The sequence below is a fragment of the Formosa sediminum genome (assembly GCF_007197735.1).
Classification (GTDB): domain Bacteria; phylum Bacteroidota; class Bacteroidia; order Flavobacteriales; family Flavobacteriaceae; genus Formosa; species Formosa sediminum.
On sequence record NZ_CP041637.1, the window covers coordinates 2,498,038 to 2,515,133 of the forward strand.

At 33.6% G+C, this 17,096-nt stretch carries 16 protein-coding genes; 14 read left to right on the forward strand and 2 right to left on the reverse strand.

Translation table 11 applies throughout. From position 1 onward, the window contains the following. Positions 1-2 precede the first annotated feature (2 nt). From cobT to FNB79_RS10805, 4 genes are all read left to right on the forward strand, one after another. Positions 3-1,049, forward strand: a complete 1,047-nt coding sequence (cobT, locus tag FNB79_RS10790) for a nicotinate-nucleotide--dimethylbenzimidazole phosphoribosyltransferase (RefSeq protein WP_143381313.1) — start codon at positions 3-5, stop codon at positions 1,047-1,049. Beyond that, on the forward strand, positions 1,046-1,849 hold the full coding sequence (locus tag FNB79_RS10795) for an adenosylcobinamide-GDP ribazoletransferase (protein WP_143381314.1): 804 nt from the start codon (positions 1,046-1,048) through the stop codon (positions 1,847-1,849). The genes cobT and FNB79_RS10795 overlap by 4 nt, the downstream gene beginning before the upstream one ends. Continuing rightward, positions 1,834-2,391 (forward strand): alpha-ribazole phosphatase, encoded by a 558-nt coding sequence (gene cobC / locus FNB79_RS10800; protein WP_143381315.1) that lies wholly within the window; start codon positions 1,834-1,836, stop codon positions 2,389-2,391. The genes FNB79_RS10795 and cobC overlap by 16 nt, the downstream gene beginning before the upstream one ends. Positions 2,392-2,810: 419 nt before the next feature. Beyond that, positions 2,811-3,560: a hypothetical protein gene (locus tag FNB79_RS10805; protein ID WP_143381316.1), complete on the forward strand. Its 750-nt coding sequence runs from the start codon at positions 2,811-2,813 to the stop codon at positions 3,558-3,560. Positions 3,561-3,571: 11 nt separating this feature from the next. Here the strand turns inward: FNB79_RS10805 and FNB79_RS10810 are convergent, their stop codons facing one another. Further along, a complete protein-coding gene (locus FNB79_RS10810) occupies positions 3,572-4,741 on the reverse strand; it encodes a DUF3095 family protein (RefSeq protein ID WP_143381317.1) in 1,170 nt (389 codons plus the stop codon). A gap of 875 nt (positions 4,742-5,616) precedes the next feature. Here FNB79_RS10810 and FNB79_RS10815 point away from each other — a divergent pair. The 10 genes from FNB79_RS10815 (at position 5,617) to FNB79_RS10860 (ending at position 16,156) form a co-directional block, all read left to right on the forward strand. Next, the gene (locus FNB79_RS10815) at positions 5,617-5,817 is read left to right on the forward strand and encodes a hypothetical protein (RefSeq protein ID WP_143381318.1); all 201 of its coding nucleotides are present in this window, start codon (positions 5,617-5,619) and stop codon (positions 5,815-5,817) included. A gap of 453 nt (positions 5,818-6,270) precedes the next feature. Continuing rightward, a complete protein-coding gene (locus FNB79_RS10820; RefSeq protein ID WP_143381319.1) occupies positions 6,271-7,839 on the forward strand; it encodes a type I restriction-modification system subunit M in 1,569 nt (522 codons plus the stop codon). After that, a complete protein-coding gene (locus FNB79_RS10825) occupies positions 7,823-9,043 on the forward strand; it encodes a restriction endonuclease subunit S (protein ID WP_143381320.1) in 1,221 nt (406 codons plus the stop codon). The genes FNB79_RS10820 and FNB79_RS10825 overlap by 17 nt, the downstream gene beginning before the upstream one ends. Before the next feature lie 5 nt (positions 9,044-9,048). Continuing rightward, the gene (locus tag FNB79_RS10830) at positions 9,049-10,221 is read left to right on the forward strand and encodes a toll/interleukin-1 receptor domain-containing protein (protein WP_143381321.1); all 1,173 of its coding nucleotides are present in this window, start codon (positions 9,049-9,051) and stop codon (positions 10,219-10,221) included. After that, complete coding sequence (locus FNB79_RS10835; protein WP_143381322.1) at positions 10,203-10,790, forward strand: SLOG domain-containing protein; 588 nt, start codon at positions 10,203-10,205, stop codon at positions 10,788-10,790. The genes FNB79_RS10830 and FNB79_RS10835 overlap by 19 nt, the downstream gene beginning before the upstream one ends. Positions 10,791-10,792: 2 nt before the next feature. Next, positions 10,793-11,485 carry a TIR domain-containing protein gene (locus FNB79_RS10840; protein ID WP_143381323.1) on the forward strand — a complete coding sequence of 231 codons (693 nt, stop codon included), beginning with the start codon at positions 10,793-10,795 and terminating at the stop codon, positions 11,483-11,485. A gap of 23 nt (positions 11,486-11,508) precedes the next feature. Beyond that, positions 11,509-12,045, forward strand: a complete 537-nt coding sequence (locus tag FNB79_RS10845) for a hypothetical protein (RefSeq protein WP_143381324.1) — start codon at positions 11,509-11,511, stop codon at positions 12,043-12,045. Then, on the forward strand, positions 12,042-15,188 hold the full coding sequence (locus tag FNB79_RS10850) for a type I restriction endonuclease subunit R (RefSeq protein ID WP_143381325.1): 3,147 nt from the start codon (positions 12,042-12,044) through the stop codon (positions 15,186-15,188). Before FNB79_RS10845 ends, FNB79_RS10850 begins: the two co-directional genes overlap by 4 nt. Before the next feature lie 60 nt (positions 15,189-15,248). Beyond that, positions 15,249-15,554, forward strand: coding sequence for a phospholipase D-like domain-containing protein (locus FNB79_RS10855; RefSeq protein WP_143381326.1), 306 nt, complete (start codon positions 15,249-15,251; stop codon positions 15,552-15,554). 29 nt (positions 15,555-15,583) lie between these two features. Next, positions 15,584-16,156, forward strand: coding sequence for a hypothetical protein (locus FNB79_RS10860; RefSeq protein WP_143381327.1), 573 nt, complete (start codon positions 15,584-15,586; stop codon positions 16,154-16,156). Between the two features lie 522 nt (positions 16,157-16,678). Here the strand turns inward: FNB79_RS10860 and FNB79_RS10865 are convergent. Then, positions 16,679-17,059 (reverse strand): Fur family transcriptional regulator, encoded by a 381-nt coding sequence (locus FNB79_RS10865; protein WP_143381328.1) that lies wholly within the window; start codon positions 17,057-17,059, stop codon positions 16,679-16,681. Between the last annotated feature and the right edge of the window lie 37 nt (positions 17,060-17,096).

Genomic DNA, 17,096 nt, shown 5'->3' on the forward strand with positions numbered 1-17,096 from the left:
GCATGAATGAGTTTAAAATTAAATCACCAGATCAGACTATTTTAGATCAATTAGTACACAAAGTAAATAATAAGACAAAACCCAAAGGATCTTTAGGTGTCTTAGAAGCCATTGCCATTAAAATAGGAGTGATTCAGCAAACTTTAAGGCCACAATTATGTAAACCCACCATTGCCTTATTTGCAGCAGACCATGGTATAGCTGAAGAAGGTGTGGTAAATCCTAACCCACAAGAAGTAACTTGGCAAATGGTGTATAATTTTATAAGTGGAGGCGCAGGCATTAATGTGTTTACTAGACAACATCATATTGCTTTAAAAGTGATTGATTCGGGAGTGAAGTACGATTTTAATAATTTACCAGGGTTAATTGATGAAAAAATTGATTTTGGGACAAAAAATTACTTGTACCAGCCAGCAATGACTAAAGTACAATGTGAAAAATGTCTTGAAAGAGGAGCTGCATTAGCAACTAGTATTTATTCAGAAGGGTCTAATATTATAGGTTTTGGAGAGATGGGCATTGGTAATACTAGTTCAGCATCTTTATTAATGAGTAAGCTGTTAGGAATACCTATTGAGGACTGCGTAGGAATGGGAGCTGGATTGGATAGTGAAGGGGTTAAAAATAAAAAGCAAGTGCTTCGGGCTGTTATAGAGAAACACAGTGCGGTAGAATCGACAGCAGACATTTTGCAAACGTTTGGTGGTTTTGAAATAGCAATGATAGCAGGAGCCATGTTACAAGCAGCAGAATTGAAAATGATTTTATTAATAGATGGATTTATTATTACAGCTGCATTATTGGTTGCTTCAAAATTAAATCCAAAAGTAATAGATTATTGTATTTTTTCACATACTTCTGGAGAACCTGGGCATCAAAAATTATTAGATTATTTTGGGGCTAAACCTTTATTGAATTTAGGTCTAAGGTTGGGAGAAGGGACAGGTGCAGCCATTGCTTTTCCTTTAGTACAATCGGCTGTAAATTTGATGAATGAATTAGCTAGTTTTGATATTGCAAGCGTTTCTAATATCGGAAATGAATGAAAAAGGAAATCGAAATATTCTTTACAGGATTAATGTTTTATACTAGGATTCCCATTCCAAAAAACATTCATTTTAAAAAAGAGTATTCTATAGAGTCAATAAAATATTTACCGCTTATAGGATTATTGGTTGGTGCACTTTCCGCATTTATATTAATTATATCACTTTTTATTTTACCGGTTTCAATAGCCGTAATTATTTCAATGGTATGTAGTTTGTTATTAACAGGTGCATTTCATGAAGATGGTTTAGCGGACACAGTTGACGGTTTTGGAGGAGGTTGGCACAAAGAAAAAATTCTTTTAATAATGAAGGATAGCACCATAGGCGCTTATGGTGCTATCGCTTTAATTATGGTGTTTTTGCTTAAGTATCAATTGTTGGTGGCTTTGGTAGATTTACCTATAGCCAATGGAATTTCGAATCCATATTTTATTTTCTTTGTTTTGCTTGCAGGTCATAGTCTTAGTAGAGGGGCAGCCGTTAGTGCCATGATTACGCATTCTTATGCTCGTATAAATGATGACACTTCAAAATTAAAATCAATAGCTCCCAAAAGTTTAAAATGGACGAGTCCAGCATTTATTTTAGCACTTGCATTTGCTTTATTTCCATTATTTTTATTTCAATCCCCTTATATTTTTTTATTAATTTTTCCTGTTTATTTGGCAAAAGTGTTATTAAGTAGGTTTTTTAATACATGGATTGGCGGTTACACAGGAGATTGTTTAGGTGCTATTCAACAAATATGTGAACTTATATTTTACATAAGTATTTTAATATTATGGAAATATATTTGATTAGGCATACTTCCCCGGAGATTGAAAAGGGGGTTTGTTATGGGCATAGTGATATCCCATTAAAAGCCACTTTTCTTATGGAGTCTGAACAGGTATTGAATGCCATCCCAAAATATTTTGATAAAGTATATTCTAGTCCTTTGCAACGTTGCAAGCAATTAGCTCTTGTTATTTCAGAAGATATTACTGTAGATCATCGTTTAAAGGAGCTTAATTTTGGCTCATGGGAACTTAAGAAATGGACCGATATACCTTATAATGAGATCCAATTTTGGTATGATGATTGGGTTAACGCATCTACACATCAAGGGGAGTCTTACCAAGACTTACAGCACCGCGCTGTTTCATTTATCAAGGATATTCCATGTCATTATAATAGTGTAGCCATTGTAACACATTCAGGTGTTATAAGAAGCTTGTGGGCTTATTTTAATAACATAGCGTTAAAAAAATCGTTTCATTCTTTAGTTATAGGCTATGGTGATGTTGTAAAGATAATTTTAGATGCTAAGGGGAATCCTAAATTAAATTTAAAAAAGTAGCGTAACTCATAAGCTTTAGTACCACTAAATTTAAGGTGTTTACCATAATAATTTCAAAAGAAAGCGACGGTTCACATTATTATTAGTGCGTACACGCGCTAGGTATTTCCAATTTCTGTATCGGGAAATAACCCGAAGCAGCCGTATACCATTAGCGTTTATAACAAGAAAATCATTTAAAATTTTGATAATCTGTGGTTTAAATGTGGTGGTGATACCGTGTTTTTACTGTGGTGAATTGTATTTGTAGGGTAACTTTACACCTAAATCGTTATCTTTACTTGTATAGATAAAGCATACTATAAGCACGCTATAACCACGTTATAACCATGCTATAACCCGTAGGTTGCTATGACGAAGGGTTAGGTGAAGTAGCAGGCGTTGTAGGATGCCGTTGTAGCACTAAAACCAACAGACTTATGGCAAAGCAAAAGGGCATACTTCCTATAGTTGGTACTATAGGCGGTTTTAATTTTTATTATTTAGATGGGAAACCTGTGGTGCGGGTAGCAGGTGGCGGATTTAATGGTGAGGCCATTAAAACGCAAGCCCGTATGCAGCGCGTTCGGGAGAATGGGAGCGAGTTTGGGCACTGCTCGCAAGTCAACAAAGTGTTTAGACAGGCGTTGTACCCGTTTTATGCAGGCCATAAGTTTCGCGCCTTTCACAGCCGGTTAATGCGGTTGTTTACAAGCTTAAAAGCATTAGATACTACGAGCGTTCGGGGCGAACGACAGGTAGTAGTGGGTGTAAACACGACTGCTGGCACACAGCTGTTATGCGATTTTGAATACACGCCTGATTGCCCATTGCAGACGGTCTTTCCAGTCTCGTTATCTATGGATTGGGGGACTTACACTTTAACGCTTACTCCTGTAAATGCTAGTGCCATCCGGTTTAGTCCGGGCGCTACGCATATGGCTTTGCAATTTGGGGTATTGGACTTTAATTTTAATACTCTAGATTACCAAATGTATTTGGCAGATGCTGTAATGCTTAGTAAAACCTCACATACCTCTACCATACATTTAACTCCAAACAGCATACCTCATGCAACAGCCACGCAGTTGGCGATTTGTGGGGTTCGTTTTTATCAAGACGTGGCTGGAGAATTGGTGCTCCTGAACGGTCGTGAAACGGTAGGGTTTGGGGTTGTTGGGTTTCAATAGTCCAGTGTATTTTAGGCTTTAGGTGTTGCAATATTGCCAGCCAGTTTTCCTTTCAGTACTTTAGCAGCTCTAGTATACCCGCTATTACCACCATCTACAAAATGAATGTGTTTGGCATTTCTATTTCTAACATAACAAGACATGATACTACTGTTACTTACGTATCTACCATATAAAATCTCTCCGTTTTGCTCTAAATCGTCTAAATATCCGGTTAACTTTTGCCTTTGGGTGGTTGTGCCAGAGATCACCATATTAATGCGTCCGTCGATTACTAAAATATCCGATAATTGGGTGAGTTCTTTTAAATAATTCTGGCCATTTTGTGTTGGTAAATAATAGTATTTACCAATAATATTATTCATCCATACTTTTAAAACATTTAAAATGCCAGCGGTTCTTTTACTCACTTTAAGTTCTGTTTTAATCCGCATATAATTAAAACTCAATTTTAATTTAGGGATAGAAATCGGATTTCGATGGCGTAAAGACCCATAAACGGCATTGGTATGTTCTAATATTTTTTGGAATATAGGCGCTTGTTGAGAAGCATTGGTTGCAGTGATTAATAAAGAGACCACTTCGTTGGAGTGTTGTGGCGGCGGAATTTTATTCCATCGGCATTCCATACCCTCTAAGTCTAAACCCATCTGTGTTATAGTGGATTTATCAAGCACGCTATCTCGAGATTTTATTAACCGTTCGGCAAAGTGCAATCCGTTTCCTAATACTATGGGAATAGTGTGTAGGGCATTAATACTGGCCTTAGCAATTTTTAAGTCTTGGTTGTTAGCATAGACATGAGCTACAGAAATGCTACCCACTCTAAGATAAATATTGAATTCCTTCTGAATATTTTCCTGATGTATCGTTAAAGCCGCCATGATTTCTGAAAGTAATGTAGACGGAATTAATAGCGTAGCGCCATCGCCACCAAAGAAAAAAGGAATATCAACAACATGTTTAGCGGCTATATTTAAAGCCGCAATAATACTTCCGGTAGCGATTAGGTTTACAATTTCAGAAAACCCATTGTCTATCGAGGCTGTAGACCCTTTAATATCGGTAACCACAATATGCCAATCGTCTGGAATACGCTGAAACTGCTCTGGTTTAGAGAGTAAAACGGTTACGGGCACTTTGTAATTTTCTAAATTGGTATAAAATAGTGTGTTGTTCATGTATGCCACTCCATTGCTAAAGCCGTTATATATTGTGTTACACCGGTGTTGTTATCCTAACACTATGGTGTTACTAATATTAAGCGTATAAGATAGTAACATTGATTTTATATAGGATTACTCTCGTGGTTTAAGCATCTAATTTAATAAATTAAATTGGGAAAACTAATTTGTAAATTATTTGGTAACAGGCTAGAAAACGGGAACAAACGTAGATGTTGTAAAATACTGAAGTCATTTTTATGTAATCATTACATCGCCTTAGCGATATCAACAAACCTATTTAGATTATGGTCATTCGGTTGCAGTAGATTTAATTCAGAGAAAATCAAAGACAGACCCCAATATCTATCTATTAAATAACCTGACGCTTCGTTACGAAGACGCAACTTAATGGAAGATGCTTATACTGGTTTTTATAAGGCGCTTTTTAAGGAATAAAGCACTACCAATTAAAATGGAAGCAGACTTATGAGACGTTGAGATTTCCGCGAAAAAAAACATGAAACCATAAGCTAAAGGTTCTATTGCTGTATTTAGAAGTATTTAAGATTGTTAACAGCATAATGCTTTCTGTTAGGACTAGTAGCGTGTAAACATCTACTTTAATACATAAAATGTGGATAATTAATCTGTGTTATTTAGGCGTTTATTCTGTTTTAGAAGATAGAGGTAACTTTAATTTAGAATTCCGGTTTCCCGTAAAGTTATATCATATGTATTTTGTATTTTTAGAGACTGACTAAAATTGTCTTTATTTTAAAACAACATATGACCAATAAAATATCTCAAGCCGATATTAATTTCGAACAAGAATTATGGAAGGCTGCTAACGAACTGCGTGGTGCAGTTATTTTAATACTCTAGATTACCAGATGTATTTGGCAGATGCTGTAATGCTTAGTAAAACGTCACCTACCTCTACCATACATTTAACTCTAAACAGTATCCCTCATGCAACAGCCACGCAGTTGGCGGTTTGTGGGGTTCGTTTTTATCAGGACGTGGCTAGAGAATTGGTACTCCTTAACGGTCGTGAAACGGTAGGGTTTGGGGTTGTTGGGGTAAATGAATAAGGTGTAGAGACGTTAATCTCATTTTGTTTTTTAACACAAGATTTTTTTTGTTGGAATGTTTCACTTTAACAATATAGTGTAAAAGCGTTAATTCATAGAAAACTGGTTTGTGGCTAAAAACGAGTAAGTATATTTTGTTTTATTCTGATTTTTGTACAGTAAATATTTATACCTTGATATGTATGTGTCGTGAACTAAAATTAACTGATATTAAAAGTATTTAGTGCATTTTGTTTCTGTTTAGAGCAATGCATGTGCTATATGAGATTTCAATTTAATAATGCTGATATTTAAAAATAAGTTTTAAATATGGTGGTTAACTTTTTTATAAAAAGTGAATTGTGTAACAAAAAAACAATTGCTTTCTTGTTTTATACTTTTCTGTAAGATTATATAAACTGCTTTCACTATTTTTAAGGATTATAATATTATTAAAAAATTATATCCTTATACATGGCTAAAAAAGCTGCTGTTAAAAAGCAAAAATCTATAGAAGAAACCCTTTGGGATTCGGCAAATAAATTAAGAGGAACGGTAGAAAGTTCCGAATACAAACACGTCGTTCTAGGTTTAATATTCCTAAAATTCGCTAGCGATAAATTCCAGAAACGTCGTCAAGAGCTGATAGACGATGGCAAAGAGCGATTTCTAGATATGGTGGAGTTCTATGCGCAAGACAATGTATTCTATTTAACTGAAGAGTCCCGTTGGAGCTACATCATAGCCAATGCCAAACAAGACGACATTGCTTTAAAAATAGATACCGCTTTATATACCGTAGAAAAAAACAATCCTTCGCTTAAAGGCGCCTTGCCAGACAACTACTTTTCGCGTTTAAATATGGACGTGAGCAAGCTAGCCGCTTTATTAGATACCATAAACAATATAGACACCCTAAAAGACCAACAACAAGATATTGTTGGGCGCGTGTACGAGTATTTTTTAAGCAAGTTTGCTATTGCAGAAGGAAAAGGTAAAGGCGAATTCTATACACCAAAAAGTATTGTTAACTTGATTGCAGAGTTAATAGAACCCTACAAAGGGAAGATTTACGACCCTGCCTGTGGTTCTGGTGGTATGTTTGTACAGTCTATGAAATTTATAGACAGCCACAATGGTAACAAAAAAGACGTCTCTATTTATGGGCAAGAATACACAGCAACTACTTATAAGCTAGCAAAAATGAACCTTGCCATACGTGGTATAGCTGCCAATTTAGGCGATGTGCCCGCAGATACCTTTGCCAAAGACCAACACCCAGATTTAAAGGCAGATTATATTATGGCAAATCCACCGTTTAACCAAAAGGATTGGAGAGCAGCAGACGAGTTGCTAGACGACCCACGTTGGCGAGGCTACGAGGTACCACAAACAGGAAACGCCAATTATGGTTGGATACTAAATATGGTCTCTAAACTCTCAGACAATGGTGTGGCTGGTTTTATACTAGCCAATGGTGCTTTATCTGGTGGAGGAACCGAATACGAGATACGTAAAAAACTGATTGAAAATAAGTTGGTAGAAGCCATTTTAGTGTTGCCACAAAATATGTTTTATACCACCAATATTTCGGTAACCATCTGGATTTTAAATAATAATAAAAAAGAAAGACAGGTTAAGATTAATGATGTTGAAAAGACGTATAGAAATAGAGAAGACGAAATTTTATTTTTTGATTTAAGAGAAACAGGAGTTCCTTTCGAAAAGAAGTTCATTCAGTTTAGTACTGATAATATTGAAAATATAGCCGAAACATTACACACTTGGCAACAAGATTCAGGGACTTACAAAAACATTCCAGAATTTTGCTACTCAGCAACTTTAGAAGACGTACGAAAAAAGGACTACTCTTTAGTGCCAAGTAAATACATAGAGTTTGTAAATCGAGACGAGAACATCAATTTTGATGACAAGATGAAAAGTTTACAGACTGAATTTGCGGAGCTCTTAAAAGAAGAAGCACAATCTAAAACCGAATTACTAAACGTCTTTAAAGAATTAGGTTATGAAATCGAATTATAGAAAAATAGGCGATTTCATTCAACAAGTTAATACTAAAAATGCAGATGGAAGTATTGAGCTATTACTTGGTGTTAATTTAGATAAAGTATTTATAAATTCTGTAGCCAACACAATTGGAACAGATATGACTAAATATAAAGTCATTAAAAAAGGTCAGTTTGGTTGTAAGTTAATGAGTGTTGGTAGAGATAAAAAATTACCTATTTCTAGATTAGTAGATTATGAAAAAGCAATAATTTCATCAGCTTATTATGTTTTTGAAGTTGTAGATGAAAATATATTGAATCCAGAATATTTAATGATGTGGTTTTTAAGACCTGAATCGGATAGATATTTATGGTTTCAAAGTGGAGGTGATGTTAGAGGAAGAATTACTTGGGATGATTTATGTCAACTACCAATTAAAGTACCATCCATAGAAAAACAACGCGAAATAGTTAAAGAATACAACAGCATCATCAACCGTATAAAACTAAACGAAACCCTAAACCATAAACTAGAAGACACCGCACAAGCCTTGTATAAACATTGGTTTGTAGATTTTGAGTTTCCTATTAACCTCTGTCACCTCGAGCGCAGTCGAGAGGTTTCAATAGAATCTCTAAATAACATTGACTATTCAAAAGGCTATAAATCTTCTGGAGGTAAAATGGTTTATAATGAGGAGTTGGATATGGAGATTCCTGAGGGTTGGGAAGACACTAAGTTAAGTGAATTGCTTGAAGTTAAATACGGTAAAGATTATAAACATCTAGAAGCTGGAGATATTCCATTATATGGTTCTGGTGGAATTATGGGATATTATAATAAAGCACTTTATGAAAAACCTTCAATTTTAATTCCAAGAAAAGGTTCTTTGGATAATATACTTTTTGTAGATGAACCATTTTGGTCTGTGGACACAATGTTTTATACTATTATTAAGGAAGAAAGCTATATCAACTATTTGTTTCAGTTTTTGAAAAAAATTGACTATTACTCATTAAATGTTGGTTCAGCTGTGCCAAGTATGACAACAAAAGTTCTTAATGATATATCGATAATATTGCCATTGCCAAAAATTTTAGAACGCTATGAGAATTTAACATCAAAAATGTTTAGAATAGTCAAACAGAATGATAGACAGAATTTTATTTTAGTAGAATTAGCAAGTACTATTCTTTCCAAAATGTCAAAAGTAGAAACCAAAACAGTAGAAGTTTAAAGCCTATGAAATATAAATATCAATTAATAGTTTTAGGTAATCTTGGTAGTCTTTCAAATAAAGTAATAGATTTATTTTATAAAAAAATAGAGGAACTAAAACTAGAGCGAGACTATTTTAAGATAATAAACCACGGAAATTTTAATACAGAGTATAGTGGTAATCAGCCAGCATTTGCAATATATTTTGGTGATGAAAATGGAAGTTTTAAAGACGTAACAATAACGGATATTTTAGTAAAAGATGGTACTTTAATACTACCAGTCTATTATACAGAAAACAGCTTCAATGATGAGATTCCTAAAATACTTGAAAATCAAAATGGTCTGTTATATGATTCTACTAAGGATATAAAAATTGTTAATCTAGCACTAGAAGCTTTTGAATTATTACGGTCTTCTAGAAAAGTATTTGTGAGTTATAAGAGAAGTGAATCTTCATCTGTGGCAATTCAATTATATGAAGCCTTAGAAAGAAATAATTTTGATGTCTTTTTAGATACACATTCTATAAAGCCTGGAGAACCTTTTCAAGAAGAACTTTGGCATAGAATGACAGATTGTGATGTCATTGTACTCTTAAACACACCTAAATTTTTAGAAAGCTATTGGTGTACAGAAGAAATTGCAGAAGCTAACGCAAAACAAATAGGTATAATTCAATTGGTATGGCCTAACCATAAATTAGAAGCTATGGCTCATGTTTGTCTGCCTATTCAACTTAAAGATAATAATTTTAAAAATGATGTATTTGATAATGAAAATTTATCTAAACTAACGGAAACCTTTGTAAATGATTTGGTAAAAGAGGTAGAGTCTATGAGAGCCAGAAATCTAGCATCTAGACAAGATAATTTAATTACAGAGTTTACCAATTTTGCATCTAAACATGGTAAAAAAATAAACTTGCAACCAGAACGCTTTATTTCTGAAGAATTAGATAATGGAAAAAGAAGAATTTTTATTCCAACTGTAGGTGTACCACAATCGGTAAATTGTAATCAATCAGAAGAAATCATTAAAGAAATTAAGGACTACCAAGTGGATAGTGTTCATTTAATTTACGATGATTTAAAAATTAGAGATAAATGGCTTGATCATTTAGATTGGTTAAATGGGTATTTAAAGGTTCAGACAATTAAAAAACAAAATTTTGACGAATGGCTAGCAAGGAATTAAAAAACATATTTCTTTCAGCAAGCATACCACTTCCTGAAAGAGACGCAAAGTACTATGAAACAGCAGACGTTATTGCAATTCGTGATGCTGTTATTGCATTGTGCACAACTGTATTACCAAATCATAGATTAATTTGGGGAGGACATCCATCAATTACACCTTTAGTAAACTATGTTTTGCAAAAGTTGAATATGGATGTTCAAGACCATGTAACATTGTATCAATCCCGTTTTTTTGAGAGATTTTACCCTGAAGATAATAATAAATTCGAAAACGTAATACTTACGCCTACCATGGAAGATAGAGATAATAGTTTAAGGCTAATGCGAGAATTAATGCTAGGAGATAAAGAGTTTGCTGCTGGTATTTTTATTGGAGGAATGGACGGTGTGGAAGACGAATATAAAATGTTTAGAGAATTACATCCAGAAGCTCTAATAATTCCACTAGCTAGTACAGGAGCAGCTGCAAAATTTATATATGAAAATAGCATTAATAGAAATGAAAGATTTCAAAATGACTATGCGTTTTCTTCAACATTTCAAGAACTTCTAATTGATAAAATATAGTTATGGGAAGAAAAGTATTTGTGTCGTATAAATATGGAGATACACATGTGCCAGATTTAAATAAGGTAGATGAAATTGAGATTTTTGGAAGAACTTATAGAACGGCGAGAGCAACAAGAGTTAGGGATTATGTGGATGAGTTACAAGAAATAATAGGTAAGGATAATATTAATTTAGGTGAAAAAGATGGGGAAAGTCTTCAGCATTTTGCTGATGAAACTATTAAGTCTGCTTTAAAAGATAAAATTTTTAATAGTAGTGTAACAATTGTTATGATTTCAAAAGGAATGAAAGAAACATATAAAGCTGAAAGCGACCAATGGATACCATGGGAGATTTCTTATTCTTTAAGACAAACGACAAGAGCAGATAGAACCAGTAGAATGAATGGAGTTATTGCAGTGGTTTTACCTGATGAAAATAACTCTTATGATTGGTATATTACTCATGATTCAGAATGTAATTGTACTAACTATAATACTTCTAAATTATTTCAAATTATAAAAGCGAATATGTTTAATGAGAAAAAACCGAATAAAAGAGTCTGTAACGGATATTATGTGTATTCAGGTGAATTTTCTTATATATTAAATGTTAAGTGGGAAGATTTTAAAGTAGCCCATAAATCATATATAGAAAGAGCTGTTGAAATTAGAGATAACAAAGAATTATATGATACGCACATAAATATATAGCTTAACGAAATAATAGTTTAACTATGCATACCGAACAACAACAAGCCTTTTTAATAGAAGAAATTTGGTTACTCACCCTTGGTGGTGCGTTTCAGCACACAGGTATTTACAAACCTAAGACCAAAGAAAAAGAACGTACCTATTTTAGAACCATGCTTAGAGGCTATGTAGAGCATACCATTGTAAGTCAATATAAAACACCAATAACAGAGGATAGCATTCATCTAGAAAATATACAAGCCATAAGTAGGTTTACAGAAAACTTTAGTCATGTATTAAAAGCACCTATTAATATCGGTGTCAGCCAAAAATTACTTAATCTGGCTTTAAAATATTACTGGTGTTTGGGTATCATACCAGAACCACCACATTGCCCTGTAGACAGAATTATACAAATACGCTTATACAAGCAACCTTTAGTGAATTGGACGCAATTAGAATGTGCAGATACCTATATGCAAATTATGCAAGATATAAGACGTAAAGCTAAAGAGAGCCAGCAAAGCATCGCACAATGGGAGTTGGTTAATTTTGATAGACGACAAATGATTTTAAAATGAACAAATTTACAGAAGCACAATTAGAAAACGTTTTTATAGAGCTATTGGGTAACGAAGGCATTCCGCATGTGTTAGGTAATACCATTGCACGCCAACAAGAAGAAGTGCTTATCAAAGCCGATATTAAAAGCTATTTGCAAAGCCAATATAAAAACGAACACATAACAGAGGCCGAAATTAATTCGGTAATCCGTAAGCTAGAAGTGTTTAGTGCTTCAGATTTGTACGAGTCTAACAAACAAATCATAAAATTGGTGTGTAATGGCTTTCAACTAGAGCGGGAAGACCGTTCTAAAAAAGACTTATACATTCATCTTATAGATTATTCAGATAAAGACAACAATACCTATAAAATTGTTAACCAGTTAGAAATTTATGGTTACGAAAAGCGTATACCAGATGGTATTTTATATATCAATGGCTTACCTTTAGTCGTCTTTGAGTTTAAAACAGCTATTCAAGAAAATGTAACTATTTGGAATGCATACGACCAATTAACTAATAGGTATAGAAGAGATATTCCAGAACTCTTCAAGTACAATGCCTTTTGTATTATTAGCGATGGGGTAAATAGTAAAATGGGCTCGTTTTTCTCAAATTATGAGTTCTATTATGCATGGCGTAAAGTCTTAGGCTTAGACAAAGAAGTAGATGGTATTAATAGCATGTACACCATGATACAAGGTTTGTTTAACAAAAACAGACTGCGTGAGGTCATTCATAATTTTATATACTTTCCAGATTCTAATAAACACGAGCTTAAAATAGTATGTCGTTATCCGCAATATTATGCAGCAACCAAGTTATTAGAAAACATAAAGGAACACCAAAAACCGCTAGGCGATGGTAAAGGTGGTACTTATTTTGGAGCGACTGGTTGTGGTAAGAGTTATACCATGTTGTTTTTGTCGAGATTGCTAATGCGTAGTCCGCATTTTAAAAGTCCAACACTTATTATCATTACAGACCGTACCGATTTAGACGACCAATTATCGGGGCAGTTTACCAATGCAAAAGAATATGTTGGGGATAATAATATCATTAGAGTACAAAGTAGAAATGAATTAAAAACATTACTTCAAAACCGTAAAAGTGGTGGAGTATTTTTAACTACCATTCATAAGTTTACAGAAGACCTAGACGTGTTAACCGATAGAACCAATGTGATTTGTATTTCAGACGAAGCACACCGTAGTCAAATTAATCTAGACCAAAAAGTAACAGTTACCGAAGATGGTGTAAAAAAGACCTATGGTTTTGCAAAGTATTTACACGATTCTTTACCTAATGCCACCTATGTTGGTTTTACAGGCACACCAATAGATGCCACGTTAAATGTGTTTGGAGATATTATAGATTCCTACACCATGACAGAGTCCGAAAAAGACGAAATTACAGTGCGTATTGTCTATGAAGGTCGTGCAGCTAAAGTAGTCTTAGAGAATTCCAAATTAGAAGAAATTGAAGCCTATTATAACCAATGTGCAGAAGAAGGTGCAAACGATTACCAAATAGAGGAAAGTAAAAAAGCATCTGCCAATATGAATGCTATTATTGGCGATCCAGACCGATTAAAAGCGGTGGCAGAAGATTTTGTAAAGCATTATGAAACCAGAATAGAGGAGGGGGCAACCATAAAAGGGAAAGCTTTGTTTGTATGTAGTTCTAGGCCTATAGCTTTTAATCTATATCAAGAAATTATTGCATTACGTCCAGAATGGGCTGAGGTTAAGGCTTTTGAGGAAGGGTCAACACTCACGGAAAAAGAGAAGAAGGACATCAAAACCATGGAACGCATTAAAATGATAATGACACGCGGTAAAGACGACCCAGAAGAGATGTATAATTTATTGGGGACTAAAGACGATAGAAAAGAATTAGACCGCCAGTTTAAAAACGAAAAGTCTAACTTTAAAATCGCCATAGTGGTAGATATGTGGCTTACAGGTTTTGATGTGCCATTTTTAGATACCATGTATATAGACAAACCCATACAGCAACATAATTTAATACAAACCATATCTAGAGTAAATAGAAAGTACAAGACCAAATCCAAAGGTTTAGTGGTAGATTATATAGGCTTTAAAAAACAAATGAATTTAGCCTTAAAACAATATTCTGCCGTAGATAGTCAGAATTTTGAAGACATACAAACTTCTATTGTAGTGGTTAAAGACCAGTTAGATTTGTTAGCAAAACTGTTTCATAAGTTTGATGCCTCAAATTATTTTTCTGGAGAAGGAAGCAAACAATTAGAATGCTTAAACTTAGCTGCAGAATTTGTACAACGTACAAAACAAATAGAAACCCGTTTTATGAATATTGTAAAACGTTTAAAAGCCGCTTACGATATTTGTTGTGGTGCCAATGCATTTACGGAAGAACAAAAAGACCATATACATTTTTACCTTGCCATTCGTTCTATTGTATTCAAACTAACCAAAGGCGATGCACCAGATACCGCACAAATGAATGCAAGAGTGCGCGAAATGATAAAAGAAGCTTTGCAGAGCGATGGGGTAGAAGAGATTTTTAAGCTAGGCGAAGACCAACAAACCGAAATAGATATTTTTGACGATGCGTATCTAGCTAAAATTGATAAAATAAAATTACCAAATACCAAAATAAAACTCTTGCAGCAGCTACTATTAAAAGCCATAGATGAGCTTAAAAAAACAAACAAAATGCAAGGGATTGATTTCTCTAAAAAGTTTAAAAGTATAGTAGATAGATATAATGAGCGCAGTGAACAAGATATACTACAAAGTAACGTGCTAGAAGATTTTACAGACGAGATAATAGACTTGTATCATGAGCTTAGAAAAGAAAAAGAGTCGTTTCAAGATATGGGCATTGATTTTGAAGAAAAGGCCTTTTACGATATTTTAAAAGCCATTGCCCATAAATACGATTTTGATTATCCAGAAGATAAACTTATTCACTTATCTAAAGAAGTAAAGAAAGTAGTGGATGATAAAGCAAAATATACCGACTGGAATCAACGTGACGATATCAAAGCAGAACTAAAGGTAGATTTAATTATTCTATTAGCCGAAAACGACTACCCACCAGTTACAAAAGATGAGGTATTTAAAGAGATCTTTGAACAGGCAGAGAATTTTAAGAAGTATAATAATTCATGATTATTCGTTGGATTTATAATGCTTTTAAAGCTAAAAATTATAATAAAATATTAACTAACTATGAGTACATTTTTAACCGGTGAACAGTTAGAAGATAAATTAACAGACATTATCTGGAATGCTAAAAGGTATGTTATAATTATATCACCATTTATTAAACTAGATGATCATGTAAGAAGCATTTTTGACAAACTGAAGGCTACCCACGAAATTCATCTTATTCTAGTATTTGGGAAAAATGAAGGATATAAGCAAAAGAGCTTTAGGGAAGATGATTTTGAGTATTTTAAAGCCTTTAAAAATATTTCATACTTTATAATAAAGATCTTCATGCTAAACATTATTGTAATGAACGGGAAGGATTAATTACGTCATTAAACCTATACGATTATTCAATGATCAACAATATTGAATATGGCGTTCATTTCTCGAAAACTTTATTTAATCCAACTGATAAACTTTTTGAAGAAACAGAAGCATTTACATATAAACTAGTGTTCGAAGAGAGCCACGTGGTTTACTTAAAAAAACCACAATATAAGCGGAAAATGATGGGCATAACTAAAGCCTATCAGAATTCTAAAACACTTTATGATATCTCTGAAAATTTTTTTTGGAATGCAGATTATGAAATTAAATTTTTAAAAGAATTTGATTTTGAAAATGTTAGTGATTTAGAAAAATTTTATAAAAATAAACCCAAAAGACAAATTTCTGAGGATGACAATAAGCAAGCTATACAACAAGAGCACAAATTAGATCCAGAATATGGGTATTGTATAAGAACTGGTGTAGAGATACCTTATAACCCAAAACAACCTATGTGTTATAATGCTTGGAAAATTTGGAATAAATATGGTTATGCGGATTTCCCTGAAAAATATTGTCATAAAACAGGAAAGCCTTCAGAAGGCAAAACTAGTATGGCAAACCCAATATTAGAGCATGAAGAAGTTTCTTCTAGGTAAGTTTTTAGATTATTAGAATCTTATATGGAATGCATTATTTCAGTAAGGCTAGTTTTTAACCTTGGAACATGTGTTTTTAGTAGCTTACTACACCTGAATTGTTAAAGCCTGATGAGATTTGAGGCACATGCATACATGCAGCCTGCTATTTAGCAGCTGCATGATTATGTTGCATAAATGTTTTGTACGCATGTTGAGCGTGGGGGCTTTCTGGATAGTTTTCACTATTCTCTAATAGTAGAGCTTCTGCCTGAGTGGTTAAATTCTAATGTGTAATGTTTCGGTTTACTACTCATAATTACTAGATTAATAATTAGTAAACAAATTCTCTCAACTTAGAGTCCGGTGTAATGTTGTAATTTCTAGAATGGTAAAAGAGTCTGGTTGGACTGTATTATTAATTTAAAGACTCAAAAAGCCTTATTAATTCAGTTCATAGCACAAGAAAGAGCTTCTCTTTAAACCTATGTGTTCTTGGGGGAAAACATTCATTAATGATGCTGTATTACGTATTTGTCTATATTATGTAAAGCATAGCTCGCACAGTCCTTGAATTAAAATTTGAGACACTTCAACTTTCCGATTTGGTATTTTAGGAATAGACATATTAATAGGTAAACAATCGACTTTACCACACTTTAAGCATTGAAAATGGGGGTGCACGTCTTTATGCTCGGAAGTGGAACATCCATTGCATTTGGCATACCATTTAAGACCTTCTTTACCTAAAAAAGAATGTAAAATACCATCTTCTTCAAGCTTGTCTAATACACGGTAAATGGTTGTTTTATTAAATTTTGAATCTAATTGTTCAATTAATTGTTTAGCAGAAATAGCTTCGTTGCTGTCTTTAAATTCATTAAGTAATGCTTCAACCGATTTTGTTTTCCTAATTACACCCATATTACAAATATAAAAATTTTTAAAGCAACTTAGTTGC